General features: G+C 63.2%; 17 protein-coding genes. 8 read left to right on the forward strand and 9 right to left on the reverse strand.

Annotated elements, in window-relative coordinates:
* The first annotated feature begins 83 nt into the window (after window positions 1-83).
* Window positions 84-1,076 (forward strand): hypothetical protein, encoded by a 993-nt coding sequence (locus tag D8Y22_RS14080; protein WP_141465336.1) that lies wholly within the window; start codon window positions 84-86, stop codon window positions 1,074-1,076.
* A 39-nt stretch (window positions 1,077-1,115) separates the two neighbouring features.
* Here D8Y22_RS14080 and D8Y22_RS14085 read toward each other — a convergent pair whose 3' ends face one another.
* A complete protein-coding gene (locus D8Y22_RS14085; RefSeq protein WP_141465370.1) occupies window positions 1,116-2,159 on the reverse strand; it encodes a DoxX family protein in 1,044 nt (347 codons plus the stop codon).
* A 188-nt stretch (window positions 2,160-2,347) separates the two neighbouring features.
* A complete protein-coding gene (locus D8Y22_RS14090) occupies window positions 2,348-2,806 on the reverse strand; it encodes an archease (RefSeq protein WP_141465337.1) in 459 nt (152 codons plus the stop codon).
* 170 nt (window positions 2,807-2,976) lie between these two features.
* Here D8Y22_RS14090 and D8Y22_RS14095 point away from each other — a divergent pair, with 170 nt between their 5' ends.
* The 4 genes from D8Y22_RS14095 (at window position 2,977) to bcp (ending at window position 6,253) form a co-directional block, all read left to right on the forward strand.
* On the forward strand, window positions 2,977-3,453 hold the full coding sequence (locus tag D8Y22_RS14095) for a GNAT family N-acetyltransferase (protein ID WP_141465338.1): 477 nt from the start codon (window positions 2,977-2,979) through the stop codon (window positions 3,451-3,453).
* A 98-nt stretch (window positions 3,454-3,551) separates the two neighbouring features.
* A complete protein-coding gene (priS, locus tag D8Y22_RS14100; RefSeq protein ID WP_141465339.1) occupies window positions 3,552-4,727 on the forward strand; it encodes a DNA primase small subunit PriS in 1,176 nt (391 codons plus the stop codon).
* Complete coding sequence (locus D8Y22_RS14105; RefSeq protein WP_141465340.1) at window positions 4,724-5,683, forward strand: DNA replication complex subunit Gins51; 960 nt, start codon at window positions 4,724-4,726, stop codon at window positions 5,681-5,683. The genes priS and D8Y22_RS14105 overlap by 4 nt, the downstream gene beginning before the upstream one ends.
* An 81-nt stretch (window positions 5,684-5,764) precedes the next feature.
* Window positions 5,765-6,253: a thioredoxin-dependent thiol peroxidase gene (bcp, locus tag D8Y22_RS14110; RefSeq protein WP_141465341.1), complete on the forward strand. Its 489-nt coding sequence runs from the start codon at window positions 5,765-5,767 to the stop codon at window positions 6,251-6,253.
* Window positions 6,254-6,481: 228 nt separating this feature from the next.
* Here the strand turns inward: bcp and D8Y22_RS14115 are convergent, their stop codons facing one another.
* A complete protein-coding gene (locus tag D8Y22_RS14115; protein WP_141465342.1) occupies window positions 6,482-8,749 on the reverse strand; it encodes a CDC48 family AAA ATPase in 2,268 nt (755 codons plus the stop codon).
* A complete protein-coding gene (locus D8Y22_RS14120; protein WP_141465343.1) occupies window positions 8,746-8,991 on the reverse strand; it encodes a DUF7127 family protein in 246 nt (81 codons plus the stop codon). Before D8Y22_RS14120 ends, D8Y22_RS14115 begins: the two co-directional genes overlap by 4 nt.
* 181 nt (window positions 8,992-9,172) lie before the next feature.
* Between D8Y22_RS14120 and D8Y22_RS14125 the strand changes: the two genes are divergently transcribed.
* Complete coding sequence (locus D8Y22_RS14125) at window positions 9,173-9,946, forward strand: alpha/beta fold hydrolase (RefSeq protein ID WP_141465344.1); 774 nt, start codon at window positions 9,173-9,175, stop codon at window positions 9,944-9,946.
* A 37-nt stretch (window positions 9,947-9,983) separates the two neighbouring features.
* Here D8Y22_RS14125 and D8Y22_RS14130 read toward each other — a convergent pair whose 3' ends face one another.
* Together D8Y22_RS14130 and panB are read right to left on the reverse strand one after the other, a co-directional pair.
* A complete protein-coding gene (locus tag D8Y22_RS14130; RefSeq protein WP_141465345.1) occupies window positions 9,984-10,184 on the reverse strand; it encodes a DUF7511 domain-containing protein in 201 nt (66 codons plus the stop codon).
* A 131-nt stretch (window positions 10,185-10,315) separates the two neighbouring features.
* Window positions 10,316-11,128: a 3-methyl-2-oxobutanoate hydroxymethyltransferase gene (gene panB / locus D8Y22_RS14135; protein WP_141465346.1), complete on the reverse strand. Its 813-nt coding sequence runs from the start codon at window positions 11,126-11,128 to the stop codon at window positions 10,316-10,318.
* 130 nt (window positions 11,129-11,258) lie between these two features.
* Between panB and D8Y22_RS14140 the strand changes: the two genes are divergently transcribed.
* Window positions 11,259-11,492 carry a DUF5822 domain-containing protein gene (locus D8Y22_RS14140; RefSeq protein ID WP_141465347.1) on the forward strand — a complete coding sequence of 78 codons (234 nt, stop codon included), beginning with the start codon at window positions 11,259-11,261 and terminating at the stop codon, window positions 11,490-11,492.
* A 14-nt stretch (window positions 11,493-11,506) separates the two neighbouring features.
* Here D8Y22_RS14140 and D8Y22_RS14145 read toward each other — a convergent pair whose 3' ends face one another.
* Together D8Y22_RS14145 and D8Y22_RS14150 are read right to left on the reverse strand one after the other, a co-directional pair.
* Entirely contained in the window at window positions 11,507-12,049 is a 543-nt protein-coding gene (locus D8Y22_RS14145; RefSeq protein ID WP_141465348.1) for an HAD family hydrolase, read from the reverse strand.
* 85 nt (window positions 12,050-12,134) lie between these two features.
* A complete protein-coding gene (locus tag D8Y22_RS14150; protein WP_141465349.1) occupies window positions 12,135-12,827 on the reverse strand; it encodes a TetR/AcrR family transcriptional regulator in 693 nt (230 codons plus the stop codon).
* Between the two features lie 111 nt (window positions 12,828-12,938).
* Between D8Y22_RS14150 and nrfD the strand changes: the two genes are divergently transcribed.
* The gene (nrfD, locus tag D8Y22_RS14155; RefSeq protein WP_141465350.1) at window positions 12,939-14,309 is read left to right on the forward strand and encodes an NrfD/PsrC family molybdoenzyme membrane anchor subunit; all 1,371 of its coding nucleotides are present in this window, start codon (window positions 12,939-12,941) and stop codon (window positions 14,307-14,309) included.
* A 58-nt stretch (window positions 14,310-14,367) separates the two neighbouring features.
* Here nrfD and D8Y22_RS14160 read toward each other — a convergent pair whose 3' ends face one another.
* Window positions 14,368-15,501 (reverse strand): acyl-CoA dehydrogenase family protein, encoded by a 1,134-nt coding sequence (locus tag D8Y22_RS14160; protein ID WP_141465351.1) that lies wholly within the window; start codon window positions 15,499-15,501, stop codon window positions 14,368-14,370.
* Window positions 15,502-15,689: the final 188 nt, after the last annotated feature.

A 15,689-nucleotide genomic window follows, 5' to 3' on the forward strand; every position in this document is an offset into this window, starting at 1 on the left:
ACTCACAATTACTGGCTATTTTCAACACTACCCTAACTGTTTCATGTTAGATTTAAAATAATAATCCGAAGATAGTTTCTCCAGTGACCCACCAAATCGAACCCCCCGTTCCGGACACCGACGATCCAGTGGCAGCGGTTCGAAACGCCGCGCTTCCGGAATCGGTCGGCCCGTTGCTCGAGGCCTACGAGGCGGTCCTCGGCGGTCGAGATCCGTATCTCTGGAAGTGGCTCGCCCACCTCTTCCCGACGTTTACCCTTTCGACCGTCGAGGATCGACGCCGGCCACAGGTCCAGGAGGCAAAGTTCCTCGCGTCGCTGTTCGTCACTGTCGCCGACGACCTGGCGGAGAAACACGGCGATCGATCCACGTTCGAGGAAGCCGGGAAAATTCCGTTCGACCGGTACGCCGTCGATGTCGAACGGGACGGCGTCGACACCGATGTCGTTCGATACCTCGAGGATGTCTGGGCGGCGTTTACCGACGCGATCACGGACAGTCCGCGACTGGCCGAGTTCGGCGATCTCCTGTGGTTCGACCTCCAGCAGATCGTCCAGGCGATCAGATACACCGCCATCGTCAGCGATCACCTCGAGTTCGTCTCCGAGGCCGGATTGTGGCGCCACGACGTTCACAACATGATGATCTGTTTCTACGCCGACATCGATCTCGTCAACGCCGGTGCGATCGAACCGACGGAACTGGCGACGCTCAGGGAGATGGTCCATCGCACACAGCGAATGGGCCGCATCTGCAACTGGCTGGTTACCTGGGAACGCGAACTCAGCGAAGGCGACCCGATCTCCGGCGTCGTCGTCCGCGCACTCGAGACCGACATCGTCTCGATCGACCAGCTACGGGCACTACAACGATCTCCGACAGGCGAGACCGTCGACCCGGTCGTCGATGCCATCCGCGAGAGCGATATCGAGGATCAGTTCCTCGCACGGTGGCAACGAGAGTACGACGAGGCACAGCAACTTGCGGCCGATATCGATTCCGTCGATGCCGATGCCTATCTCGAGGCGTTCGAGGACATCCTCGTCTATCACGTCGAGAGTCGCGATTTGCTGTAGGTTCGCGGGCTGGGCTACGCACCGACCGGCGGACCGATGTCACTCACCGACCGTCGCTCCCGGTTCGGCCGCGACACGCTCGAGACGATCGTCGAGGGCGTAGGGGCCGGCGCCGGTGATGAGCAACACCGAGGCCATCCCGAACAGCGCGACGTGAGCGAGGACGGGATCGTCGGGTAGTGCAAAGAGCGTCAGTGTGAACATCGCGATCGCCGTCGCGGCACTCGCCCGCGTAAACAGTCCGAGGACCAGCGCGGTACCGAGCCCTGCCTCGGCCAGTCCAGCCCCCAGCACCCAGAGCTCGGGACTCACGGGGACGACCGCGGTGAGCTCGTATCGGTCGACGACGGCGAGTGCGAGCCCTGGCTGGAGCAGCTTCTGGGTCACGCCGAGAAAGATGAACGTCGCGCCGAGTCCGAGACGAACGACCGTCGGGAGATACCGTTCGGCGGGTTCGATTCGATTCTGGAACGCTCGTGAACGCGTGTGAACCGGGTCGAACCGTCTGTAGGCGGTTCCCGTCGTCCCAGCGATCCGCTGGAGGACGTGATCCGCGCTCGGCTTCCCGCTTCCGAGGACGGCAAGCGCCGCCAGACCGCCCACGAACTCGAGTTGCAACAGCAGCGTCGGCCAGATCACTACCCCGACGAGGTAGACCGCGAGCGCGAGGATGGCGACGACCCGCGTCGCGAGTCCGAACAACAGGAGAAAGCCGAGGCCGACCTGCAGCAGTCGGAGGTCGACCTCGAGGGCGGGGCTGATGAAATAGCCGCTAAAGCCGGCCCCGATCAGCGGAATGCCGAGCGAGATCCGCAACAGCCAGGGAACGTACGCGGTGTACTCCCGCATGGCAGCGCGAAACGCCGCGATATCTCGTTGCAACGGCCGAACGGAGAGATAGAGTCCGATCACTGCGAGTACGGCGACTGTGCCGGCGATCAGCGGGCCGACGACGAACGGATCGGTGAGCGCTGTCCCGACGAATTCCCCAAGTGTGATGTCTCGTTCTTCGTCGACGACGTACTCCTCGTGGGCGCGAGCGGATGTCGCCGCCGCCACGAACAGAGCGATAGCACACACCATCCCCAGCACCGCAGGGCAGAAAAGCCCCGGAGAGCGGCCGCGGCCAACTCGAGTCACGAACCCCGCTACCACCAGCGACCGCAAATAAGCTTGGTCGGCAGCCGCGACAGCGAGATGTCGACCGATCGGGCGGCGGCGGCGCTATTCGACCCTGCAGTGCAGGCGTAGAACGGCACTCGGTCCGGCGACTACACGTCGAAGACGACGTAGGCTTCCCACCCCTCGTCGATCCGCTCGAGTCGCATCTCCGAGTACGTCACGGCCTTGATTTCGCGGGCGGTGACCGCTGCCAGCGAAACGCCGCGTGCGGTTGCCTCGAGCGACCAGGCGTCGGTGGCTATCCCCTTCGATCTACTTGCTGTCGGTCCGGTCGCCGCCGGTCCGTCGATCGAGTCCACGCGATGGTCGACGGGAAGTACCGCGCGAACGTCGCGCTGATAAACGAGGTCGTCGAGATAATCGAACAGCAGCGCCTCGCGGCTCTCGGCCGTGACAGCGATCTCGAATCGGTCGCCGCCCTCGTCGGGAACGCTCTCGCAGGAAGCCGCCGCGAACCCGTCGGCCACGGCGCCGAAAACCCCCTCGAGGGAGTCGCCCGTGGCCGCGACCGCGATATCGGCCGTGTGGTCGCGCAGTTCGTATCCCATCCCGTCATCGTAGGTCGACTGGGGTGGTATGTTCGTCGATTCGTCGCGGACGCCGGTCCGAGCAGCCGACTCGAGGCGGCTCCGAATGGATCGATTGTTCTCGATCGTCTGACGTTCTCCAGCAACTGGCGCCGGTGGAATTATAGTGACGACGGTATAAGCAGACTGTAGTGAGCGTCAACATCGACAGTCGTGTCGTTACCCCGGGCAGCGACGAGTTCGTCGACGACGCCTGGGAGCTCAAAGAGCAGATCAGTCGCCGCGAAGGCGTACTCAAGCAACGCCACGACTTCTTTACCGACGCGTATCGCCGCTCGAAGGTCCACTGTTATCACCAGGACGGCATCCTCATCGGCTTCGCGGCGGTGCGACGCGACGGCTACATTCTGTTTCTGGCTGTCGACCCGACCTGCCGCGGCGAGGGTATCGGCAAGAAACTCGTCGCCCGCGTCGCCGACGATCACGAGACGATCACCTGTCACGCCCGCACGAGCAACGAGAACGCGCTCCAGTTCTACGAGCATCTGGGCTTCGAGATCAAACGTCGCATCGACGACTACTACGAGGACGGTGGCGACGCCTACTATCTGAAACTCGGCTCCGACATCGGCATCACCGACCGGCTCTCGGATCTGATGCGACGGTAACGTCGTTGCCGGGTCGCCTCCATCCCCATCGAGCCGAGCCGTTTCGAAGTCGACCATTCGGCACCATTATACGCCCCCACCCACGACTACTCGAGCGCATGGAGGAGCGAACGAGGGCCTATCTTCGAGGGCGATTTCGCGATCACTACCGTCGGACGGAGATTACGCCACCACCAGCGGCCAACGAGCGCGAGTGGGGCTTTATTCCCTGGACCGAGGGCCCGGATACGACGATGGTTCGCCACCGATCGCTCCTCGAGTTAGGCGATCTCTCGGAGTTTCTCGTCCGCAAGCGACCCCGCCACGTCTACTTTTCGGCGGGGCGCTTTCGCGATCCCGGCGCGAGTTCGATGCACGAGAAAGACTGGCAGTCCGCCGACCTCGTCTTCGATCTCGACGCCGACCACCTCCCGTCGGTCACGCTCGGCGAAGATTCCTACGCCGAGATGCTCGCCAAATGTAAAGGCGCCCTCGGTCGGCTGCTCGAGTTTCTCGAAGACGACTTCGGCTTTGAAGAGCTCGAGATCGTCTTCTCTGGTGGTCGCGGATACCACGTTCACGTGCGCGACGACGGCGTACAGCACCTAGCGCGCGAGCATCGACGCGAGATCGTCGACTACGTTCGAGGGATCGGACTCGAGTTCGAGCACCTGATCGAGACCGAAACCGTCGCCGGGTTAGGTCGTAAGACGCCGACGGAGCGACGAACCCTCCAGATCGAGGGTGGCTGGGGGAGGCGAACGCACGACCACTTCATGGCGTTCGTCGACGAGTTACTCGCGATGGACGACGACGATGCCATCGCGCGCCTGCAGGCGTTCGACGGCATCGGCGAGGGGAAAGCCAAGGCGACGCTGAACGCCGCCCGGACGAATCGCGAGGGCCTCGAGGCGGGCAACGTCACGGTCCACACGGCGGTCGCCCAACTAGCCGAACGCTTCGCCAGCCGAGCCGTCGAGCGGGACAACGCCCCGATCGACGAGCCGGTGACGACCGATACGAACCGACTCATCCGACTGCCGGGCTCTCTGCACGGCGGCAGCGGGCTCGAGACGGTGCGTCTCGGCCGTGGCGAAATCGCGGATTTCGACCCGCTCGTCGACGCCGTCCCCGACACCTTTCACGGCCAAGAGATCGCCGTCGACATCACCGACGGGGGGCCGGTCGAACTCGGAGGAGATAGCTTTACAGTCTCGGAGGGCGACCAGTCACTCCCGGAGTACGTTGCCGTGTTCCTGATGGCACGGGGCAGAGCTGAAAAGGAGAAAGAATGAATTTAGACGAGTTGCGCTCGGTCCAGAGCAAGGAGCGAAAGAAAGACAGCCTCCAGAACCTTCGCCCCTCCTTTTATCAGGAGGTCGGCGACTACATCGCCGACCTCGAGGACGAGCGCGACCGCGTCGCCGAGCAAGTCGACGATCCCTTCTCCTCGCCGGAAGTAAGCCAGCTCACCGACGAGATCGAGACGGCCAAAGACGTCGTCGAGGCCGTCTACGAGCGTCGGATGGGGAAACTCGTCAAACAGGCGAGTCTCGCGGCGGCTGGAATGGCGGCCAACGACGAGGGGTTGACTGCCGAGGAGCAGGATCTGTTTGCGGATCTCGTCGACCGAATCGGCTCGAACAAATCCCGCGTGCTCGACGTCCTCGAGGGCAACGCCGTCGAGGCGGCTGCCGATGGGCAACGGATATCCGACGGCAACGCGACCGATCCGACCGCGGACCAGTCGCTCGCGTCCGACCCCGAGCCGGCGCCAACGCCACCCGAGCCAGAACCCGAGCCGACAGCCGCGCCACCCGAGCCCGATCACGCGCCTGCAGATTCAGACCCGCCCACAGCCGACGGCTCGAGCGGGCTCTCGCCCGCAGCTGCGATGGGCAGTGGCGCCGACGATTCCCCGCCAGCCGAGTCAGGCGAGGACCGTCCCCACGAACCGTCGGATCGCAACTCGAGCCAGCGGGAGCCGACGGACCAGCGGTCGGCGTCCGACGAGGCGCTCGGTGGTGACCCGTCGACAGGGGCCGACTCGACCGCCGATGGTGAACCGGCTGGTACCGACGCTACGACAGCCGACGTCGACCGAGTCACCGTCAAGATCACCCAGGACCTGGGGTCGATACTCGGCGTCGACGCCCGCGAGTACAGCCTCGCGACCGACGACGTCGTCACCTTACCCGAGGAGAACGCGACGCCGCTGCTCGAGCGCGAGGCCGCCGAACGCCTCGAGTAACGAGACAGAAACCGGGAAAGTCGGCTATGGTGATCGATTCCAAACCGCAATACATACGGTGGTCGTCGCTAACACACGGCTATGCTCGACGTAGGCGACGACGCACCGGAGTTCGAACTGCCAAATCAGGACGGGAACCTCGTCAGCCAGTCCGATTTTGACGGCCGCCTCGTAGTGTACTTTTACCCACGTGCGAACACCGACGGCTGTACGACCGAAGCGTGCGCATTCGACGACGCGAAACCACAGTTCGACGATCACAACGTCGATATCGTCGGCATTAGCGACGATCCGATCGAGGATCTCGAGGACTTCGCCGAAGCGTACGATCTCGGATTCGATCTCCTCTCCGACGAGATGGGCGAAGTCGCGACGCTGTACGACTCATACGGCGAGAAGCATATGTTCGGAAACACGTTCGACGGCGTCTTTCGGAACACGTACGTCGTCGGGGCCGACGGCACGATCGAAGCCGTCTACGAGGGCGTCACGCCGGAGGGCCACGCCGAGGAGGTGCTTGCAGACCTCGCCGACGATGCGACGGTCGCGACGCCGCGGTGTGACGACTGAGACGGTTTACTGTCCGTCATTTTCGGCGCACCCGCAAGACGGCTCGCAGGTGCGCCGGTCGACTCGCGTCGCTCCTCGACCGAGGCTCGTTGCACACAGTTCGACTCACCGCCGGTAATCGGTACAGCAGTCCGTACGAGACGGTGTGCGGTTGAGACAGCACTCGAGGACGAGCGACAAAAATCGGGAGCACGGCGTTTCTGACGCCTTCGACGCCGAGACGGGCCGTTATTGGAACGTCCGGCCGAGTTGGTCTTGTTCCTGTGCGGGTTCGGCCTGCTGGAACTCCTCTTCGATATCTTCGTAACGCTCGCGGGTCTCGGGAGTCACGCTCGCGTTGACTTCCTTGAGGGCGTGCTCGAAGTGGTCCGTGCTGATGCGAACGTTCTCGATGGTGTCTGGCATCTCCTCAGGGTCGACGGAGCTGATGAACTCGCGGCTGGCGGCCATCGACGCCTCGCGACAGACGGCCTCGATGTCGGCGCCGACGTAGCCCTCGGTTTTGCCGGCCAACCACTCGAGGTCGACCGCGTCGGCGAGTGGCTTGTCACGGGTGTGGACCTCGAAGATCTTCTTGCGGCCGTCCTCGTCGGGGACGGGGACGTGGACGTGTCGATCGAGTCGCCCCGGCCGGAGCAAGGCGCGATCGATGAGGTCGGGCCGGTTGGTCGTCGCGATGACGACGACGTCTTCTAACTCCTCGAGCCCGTCGAGTTCGGTCAGTAGCTGGGAAACGACGCGTTCGCCGACGCCGGAGTCACCTTGTTGGCGGCCGCGCTCGGTCGCGATCGAGTCGATTTCGTCGAAGAAGATCACGGTCGGGGCGTTCGACCGTGCCTTCTCGAAGATCTCGCGGACACCCTTCTCGGACTCGCCGACGTACTTGTTCAGCAGCTCGGGGCCTTTGATCGAGATGAAGTTCGATTCGGCCTCGTTGGCGACGGCTTTGGCCAGCAGCGTCTTTCCGGTTCCCGGCGGCCCGAACATCATGACGCCCTTGGCAGCCTCCATGTCCATCTGTTCGAAGACCTCGGGGTAATCGAGCGGCCACTGGATCGTCTCGCGCAGGCGCTCTTTGGTGTCTTCGAGGCCGCCGACATCGTTCCAGGTGATGTCTGGGACCTCGACGAACACTTCCCGCATCGCCGAGGGCTGGATTCCCTTGAGCGCTTCCTTGACATCGCTCTCGTCGACCTGCAGTGACTCGAGGACGTCGGCGTCGATCTCGTCTTCCTCGAGATCGAGTTCGGGGCGAATCCGCCGCAGTGCGTTCATCGCGCTCTCGCGAGCGAGGCTCTCGAGATCGGCCCCGACGAAGCCGTGAGTGTTGGCGGCGTAGTGATCGAGGTCGATCGACTCCTCGAGTGGCATCCCGCGGGTGTGGACCTGCAGGATCTCCTTGCGGCCGTCCTTGTCGGGGACGCCGATCTCGATCTCTCGGTCGAAGCGACCGCCGCGTCGGAGTGCGGGATCGATATCGTCGACGCGGTTGGTCGCCGCGATGACGGTGACTCGGCCCCGCTCCTCGAGGCCGTCCATCAGCGAGAGGAGTTGGGCGACGACGCGACGTTCGACGTCACCGCCGGCGTCCTCGCGCTTGGCCGCGATCGAGTCGAGTTCGTCAATGAAGATGATCGCGGGCGCGTTCTCCTCGGCTTCCTCAAAGACTTCGCGGAGTTGCTCTTCGGACTCGCCGTAATACTTCGACATGATTTCGGGGCCCGAAATCGTCTCGAAGTACGCGTCGATCTCGTTGGCGACGGCTTTCGCCATCAGCGTCTTCCCGGTGCCCGGTGGCCCGTGCAGGAGGACGCCTTTCGGCGGTTCGATACCGAGCTGCTGGAACAGTTCGGGATGGCGCATCGGCAGCTCGATCATCTCGCGAACTTGCTCGAGTTCGTCGTCTAAACCGCCGATGTCTTCGTAGGTGACGTTCGGGACACCTTCAGCGGATGCGGCGGGACCGCCGGCGCTGACCTGTTCGGCCGGCGTCTCGGAGATGTCGATGGTCGTCGAATCCGTGATGACGACGGTGCCACTCGGGCTCGTACTCGCGATCTTCAGCGGGACCGACTGGCCGGAGCTGGCCATCGGCCCAAAGGAGAGCGAGAACGGTACCGTCTGCCCTTCCGCGACCGCCTGCCCGGAGAGCTTGTCTCGGACGAGCGGGCCGATATCGCCGCGGATCCGAAGATTCTGGGGGAGCGCGACGGTGACGGATTTGGCCGGCTTGACGTCGGCGGGTTCGATCGTCACGCGATCGTCGATACCGACATCTGCCTCCTGTCGCAGTCGACCGTCGATACGAACGATCCCGCGGTTCTCGTCCTCGGGATAGCCGGGCCAGACTCTGGCGACGGCCTGGCTCTCACCCGAGCCGTCGATGACGATGTAATCGCCGTTCTCAAGGTCGAGTTCGCGCATCGAGGCGCGATCGATCGCGGCCAGTCCGCGGCCCGCGTCTTTCTGTTTCAAGGGTTTGACGGTAAGTTTCATCGTGCAGCCTCCGTCTCGATACTGAGGACCCCGTTTTTGATAAACGTGTGCGCGTCGTTCGCGTCGACTGGTAGATCCAGTTCGTACTGGTCGTCATCGACGACGACGATCACGGTGTCGTCGACCACGTCGACCGAGGGTTCCGTCGTTGGACCGAGATCGACGGCCAGAACCGTCCGGTCGTCGTACTGGTACCGCCGCACTAGTGCGTCCTCCGAGTGAACGATATTGTCGAGAGTCATTTTGTAACTAACCCAAGGTTAGGGTTATAAGTATATATATCTTTCGCCAAAAAACCCACAGACGGCGTCGGGTAGTGGGCAGAGGAGACTGTTCGCAGTTCACACCTCGCTGGCGGTTGATCCAGCCGTCACCGAGCGACCGGTTCGAGTCTTTATACGTAAACCCCTCGTGTAGACACGTATGGAAACGGTACCACACCACGGACGGGAGACGGCCTACGAGGTGATCGACTGCGGCGGCAACGGGCTACCAGTCTGTTGGATTCACGGCAGCGGTGGCACGGCCGACATCTGGCGCGCCCAAGAACAACTCGCGGATCGGTACCCGCTCGTTATGCTCGATCTGAGCGGACACGGTGATTCGAGCGACATCGACGCCAACACCGGATATGCAACGCTTTCGGCCTACGCCGACGACGTCCTCGCCGTCGTCGAAGAGACGGATGCACGGGTCCTCGTCGGCAGTTCTCTCGGCGGCGCGGTCGTCTTACACATCCTGCTCGAGCGCGACTTCGATCCCGAGGCCGTCGTCCTCACCGGAACCGGCGCGCGACTCGGCGTTCTCGACGATCTGTTGGTCTGGCTCGAGCAGGACTTCGAGCGTGCACTGGCGTTCCTGCACGCCCCCGGGCGACTCTTCGCCGATCCCGATCCGTCGCTTCGCGAGCGATCGATGGCGATGATGGAAACGACCGGCCAAGCGGTGATGCGACGGGACTTTCGTACCTGCCACCGGTTCGACGTTCGTGACCGTCTCGAGGATATCGACATCCCGACGCTCGCGATCTGTGGTGAGAACGATCAACTCACGCCACCGTGGTATCACGAGTTTCTCGCCGACGAAATCGACGGGGCGTCGTGGGTTGCCCTCGAGGATAGCGCCCACCTCGTCATGCTCGAGCAACCCGATACCTTCAACGAACTCGTTGACGACTTTCTCGCGGAAACGATCTGAGATCGAGCGGGACAACCGCGAGGGGCCAAATCGACCGCTACCGTGCGTCCTCGAGCGAGACGAACGACTCGCTGTTGGCGGTAAGCCACTCCGTCGCGACAGCTGCCGTGTGGTCCTGTGGGAACATCGTACACGTGGCGAGATCGTCGCCAGTCTCGACGGTCACGTGCTGGAGTGTGGACAAACGATGCGGCGCGGAGTCGGGTACTGCGAATCGCGTCATCTGTGCGTCGGTCATGGGTCGGTGTTTCGATGGAATCACACACGTCGTGGTATGTAAACACTGTCGCTAAACGTGTGGTAGTTCCTTATGATATATTATCACAATAATATTGTGTGTCCCTCGGAACCGCATCCACCGGTGACAGTTCAGTAGATGTCTTCGAGATCGTCGGCCTCGTGACTGTGTTCGTCGGCCGGGAACTCGCCGGATTCGACGGCATCGATGTAGTCGGCGACGGCAGTTTCCATCTCTTCGCGGACGTTGCCGAACTGTTTCGAAAACGACGGTGACCACTCGCTCAACCCGATCGCGTCGTCGACGACGAGCACCTGTCCGTCGCAGTCGGGTCCCGCACCGATCCCGATCGTCGGCATCTCGACGGCGTCGGTGACGTCGGCAGCGACGTTCGCGGGGACGTGTTCGAGGACCAGCGAAAACGCACCGGCCGCCTCGTGCTGGCGAGCGAGCTCGAGAATTCGCTCTGCGGCGTCTTGATCGGTTCCTTGGCGGGGGTAGCCACCGTACTGATTGACGTGTTGCGGTGTCAGCCCGAGGTGGGCCATTACCGGAATGCCGAGTTCGACCATCCGCTCGGTCAACTCGACGGTGTGGGGGCCGCTCTCGAGTTTGACCGCCGACGCGCCGGCGTCTTTGATCATCCGGCCGGCGTTCTCGAGGCTGTCGGCTTCGTCGACGCCGAAGGAGAGAAACGGCATATCGGCGACCACCAGCGCCTCGTCGGTCGCCCTCGAGACCGCGCCGACGTGGCGGGCCATGTCTTCGACGGTGACGGGGAGGGTCGTCTCGTATCCGAGCGAGGCGTTCCCGACGCTGTCGCCGACGAGGATGACATCGGTGCCGGCCTCGTCGACGATCGCCGCCGTCGGCGCGTCGTAGGCGGTCAACATCGTGATCGGTTCCTCGCCCGCTTTCGTTCCCAGATCCCGAACGGTCGTCATGGATCGACGTTGGACCTCGGACGGTATAGTAGCCACCGATACGAGTGGTCGGCGAGCGGATACCACAGAACTGATCGACGACTATCCCAAACCCGCGGCGTTTAAGACGACCGCGTCTGGAGTCACCACCGTGCCAGAACCCGTCGAAACGAGCGATCCGGAGGGCGTCGACTACGGCTGGGTGATGCAGACGACCTTCGTCGTAACCATCCTCGTCGGCGCACCGCTGGTGGCACTCCTGTCGACGACCGCCGACCTGCCGTCCTGGGGCGCTCGAGCGGAGTTTGCGATCCGGGTCGGCGCACCCGTCTGGTTGCTGACGGCGATCGCCGTCTTCCTGTACGCAAAGCGGGCGCAGACGTAGCTCGAGTCGGGGCGCTACGAGACATCGGCTGGCCCGTCGCCGACGTACTCGAAATCTGTCCCCGCCCGACGCGCAGTCAGTTCGTCACGCTCGGAATCGCCGACGAAGAGCGTGTCCGACGGCTCGGCCTCGAGACGATCGACGGTCTCGAGCAAGGGCTCCGGCGCCGGTTTACGTTCCGGAACCGTATCGCGGCCGACGACCGCCTCGACCGCGTGGGTGAGATCGTACGTCTCGAGTGCGATCCGACAGGCCGCCTCGCAGTTGAGCGAACAGACGCCGACCGGCACCGTCCGCTCGAGGAGTTCGTCGGCGTGTGCCAGTCGCGGTGCAGTCTCGGCCCCCGCACGTTCGTGGGCGGCGATCGCCGCTTCGACCTCGGTTGCCACGCCGTAGCCGGTCGCTCCCTCGAGCATGTCCCAGAGACCGCTACCGGGCGGGTCGACGTTGGCGTCGACGTAGACCTCGCGGACATCGGCCGCGACGGCGCCCCAGTCGACTGCCAGATCGACGAGGGTTCCATCGAGATCGTAGACGACAGCGTCGTAGCTAGTCACGCGGTGCAGTACGGTCCGTGGAAGAATAGTGACTTCGGTCACAGCCGTCATAGCGGCGGCTGGGACCGACGGGATCGAGAGTAGATTATCGGTCGAGGTAGCTATCCACCGGCTTCCGAACGGCGGTCAACCACTCGACATCGTCCTCACACGACCGGAGCAAGAGTGCACCTTCGAACAGAAGAAAGAGCATACTGGCAACCGTCTCCGAATCGATCTCTCGGATCGATCCGTCGTCCATCCCGGCCTCGAGCAACGCCTCGAAGTGATTCCGAATCATCGCGTCGGTCCGACTGACGTACTCGCGCATCTCGGGATTGCGGACCGCCTGGGCACGCATCTCCATAATCGTCGCCACGTACCCCGGTGCAAACACCGATTCGAAGCAGACGCCGTCGGCAGTCTCGCCCAGCAAGAGGAGATCCAATAGCCGATCGAGGCTGGCTCGAGCGTCGCCCTCGTGGTCGACGACCAACTGATCGATATACCAGGTGAGCAGTTCTTCGGAGAACTGCATGAGCAGGTCGTACTTATCGTCAAAATGATAGTAGATGGTCGATTTGCTGAGCGACGTTCGGTCGGCGATCCGCTGAATCGAGACGCCCGCGTAGCCGTGGTCGCGGAGAACGAGGTACGTCGCTCTGAAAATCTCCTCCGTGCTCGTCGCCGGGTCGATAAATGGCTCCTCGAACGTCGTCATCCTGACCGGTTGTTCGGTCGGGGCCGGCATAAAGTCATCCCGAACGTTTAATGCGCGACCGAACGTTCGGTCAGTCATGAACCGAACGTTCGGTCAGCTCGGGTCGATCGATCGTGCTCGAACCGCAATGGAGATCAGTACCGCCGCCACCAGAAGCAGTCACCGGTCGGACACGTGGAGGGGACACAGATGAGCACGAAGCGACCGACGACGGCGGATATCCTTCGTCCGATGCAACGGACGACCAAGTGGTTCTATCTCGCGTTCGCCGTTGCTGGAGTGGCCTTGTTCGTCTGGGTCCTCGCGTGGGGGTATCAGCTCCGAGCAGGGATGGTCGTCACGGGACTCTCTGACTGGGGATCCGGCGGCGGTGCGACCTGGGGGCTGTACATCGGCGCGATGATCTGGTGGGTCGGGATCGCCCACGGGGGGATCATCCTCTCGGCAGCGGTTCGCTTGCTCGGCATGGATCGATACATGCCGGTCGCCCGTCTCGCGGAGTTACTCACCCTCGCTGGCCTCTCCGCAGCAGGATTTTACATTCTCGTCCACATGGGTCGGCCCGATCGCATGGTCACGAGCATCTTCGGCCACTACCACATCACGGTCAATAACTCGCCGCTGGTGTGGGACGTGACGGTCATCACGGCCTACTTCGTGCTGACGGCGACCTATCTCGCACTCACGCTTCGTTACGATATTACGCGACTGCGTGAGCAGTTGCCCGACCGCTTCGAGCCCGTCTACATGGTCATGACGCTCGGCTATACGAAAGCGGAAGACGAAATCGTCGAGCGGATGGTCTGGTGGCTCGCACTCGCGATCATCATCATGGCACCACTCCTGCTCCACGGCGGGGTGATTCCGTGGTTGTTCGCCGTCCTTCCGTCGATGCCGGCCTGGTTTGGCGCCGTGCAGGGACCACAGTTTCTGACCATCGCGCTGACGTCGGCGATCAGCGGCGTCATCGTGGTCGCCTACGCGTTCCGGCGGGCCTACGGCTGGGATCACATCATCACCGACGACGTCTTCCGTGGCTTGCTACTGTGGCTCGGCTTCTTCTGTCTCCTCTTTTGTTGGCTCCAACTCCAGCAGAACGTCACCGGTCTGTTCGCTGGGCCAGTCAGCACCGCCATCGCACAGGAGGCTACTCTCGGACACCCGGTCTACATCACCGCGATGGTGCTGGTCCTCGCGACGCTTACGTACATCTTCGCACAGACGGTCCGACCGTCGCTGTTTACGAAGACACGAGCGGTCGTCGCCGCGTTCGCCGTGCTCACAGCCACGCTGCTCGAGAAGCTACTCTTCGTCGTCGAAGGCTTTCTCCATCCCGAGTTCGAACTTTACGCGGCGACGCCGGGCGAATACTTCCCGAGCGCGATCGAGTGGCTCTCACTTGCCGGAACCACCGGAATGGTCGTGCTGTTTTTCCTCGGGGTCGCAAAGGTCGTTCCCGTGATCGAACTCCACGCGATCGAGCACCTCCAGGCCTCGCGCGACGAACTCGAGGCGTCCGATCGGCTCGAAGAACGCGACTCGGCAACGGCCGACGCGTGAACCGCCTCGGGGCTTGATCCCGAGGCACTCGGCCTGCTCCGCCTGTAGACGATTCGACTCACTCGAGCAGTTCCCGCGCGATCACCGTCTGCTGGATCTCGGTCGTCCCCTCGTAGATTTCGGTGATCTTGGCGTCCCGGTAGAGGCGCTCGACGTCGGTTTCGCTGACGTAGCCGTAGCCGCCGTGGATCTGGACGGCCTCGTTGGTCACGTGCATGGCCGTCTCGCTCGCGAAGTACTTCGCCATGCTCGCCTCGAGGGCAGCGCCGCCGGATTCCGTACTGGCGCGCTTCCGGGCGGCTTCCCGCGTCAGAAGCCGAGACGCCTTCGTTCGGGTTGCCATTTCGGCGAGTGTGTGGCGAATCGACTGGATGTCGGCGATCGGACCGTCGAACTGCTCGCGCTCCTGACTGTACGCGATCGCTTCGTCTAACGCGGACTGGGCGAGCCCGACCGACTGGGCGGCGATAGCGATGCGGCCGCCGGTGAGAATGTGAAAGGCCGCCGAGAGCCCGTCGCCTTCTGGAGTCAAGCGGTTTTCGGCGGGAATCCGAACGTCGTCGAAGGTGAGACTCGTCGTGTCGCTGGCCCGTAGGCCGAGTTTGTCCTCGGGTTCGCCGACGTCGAGCCCATCCACGTCGCCGGGCACGAGAAACTGCGTAACCGAGTCCGGATCGTCACGGTCGGTCTTCGCGAAGACGATGTAGACGCCCGCACGCTCGCCGTTCGTGATCCACTGTTTCTCGCCCTCGAGGACGTATTCGTCGCCCGCTTTGCGGGCTTCGGTCGTCATCTCGGCCGGGTTCGAGCCGGCGTGTGGCTCCGAGAGGGCGAAGGCACCGACGGGGCGACCCTCGGCCATGTCGGGGAGCCACCGCTCGCGCTGGGACTCGCTGGCGAACTCGGCGAGACACGACGTCGCGAGCGAGTGGACCGACAGCGCCGTCGCGACCGCGAGCATCCCGTAGGCCACGTCCTCGTTGACGATCGCGGCCGTGACCGGGTCCGCGTCGTAGCCACCGTACTCCGCTGGCACCGTCAACCCCGTCAAATCGAGGTCGGCAAGCCCGTCCCAGATCTCCTCGGGAAACGACTGGTCTCGATCGGCCTCGAGCGCTGTCGGTCGGATTACCTCGCGTGCGAACTCCCTGATCGTCTCGCGAATGGCCGTCTGTTCGTCGCTGAGTTCCATAGTGGCCATTCGGGAGCCGATACAAAAGGTATCGTCACGCGATATCGAACGGTGTGTGATAGGGATTCTCGTAGAAGTTCATCGATTCCCGGGATTGAAATCGAGTCACGGACACGCCACGACCGGGCAGGAACAGCCGGTTGGCTACGAGAATCCCTATGAGTGCCACTGCACGGGCGAATCGACGG

The organism is Salinadaptatus halalkaliphilus (assembly GCF_006543045.1).
GTDB classification, from domain to species: Archaea; Halobacteriota; Halobacteria; order Halobacteriales; family Natrialbaceae; genus Salinadaptatus; species Salinadaptatus halalkaliphilus.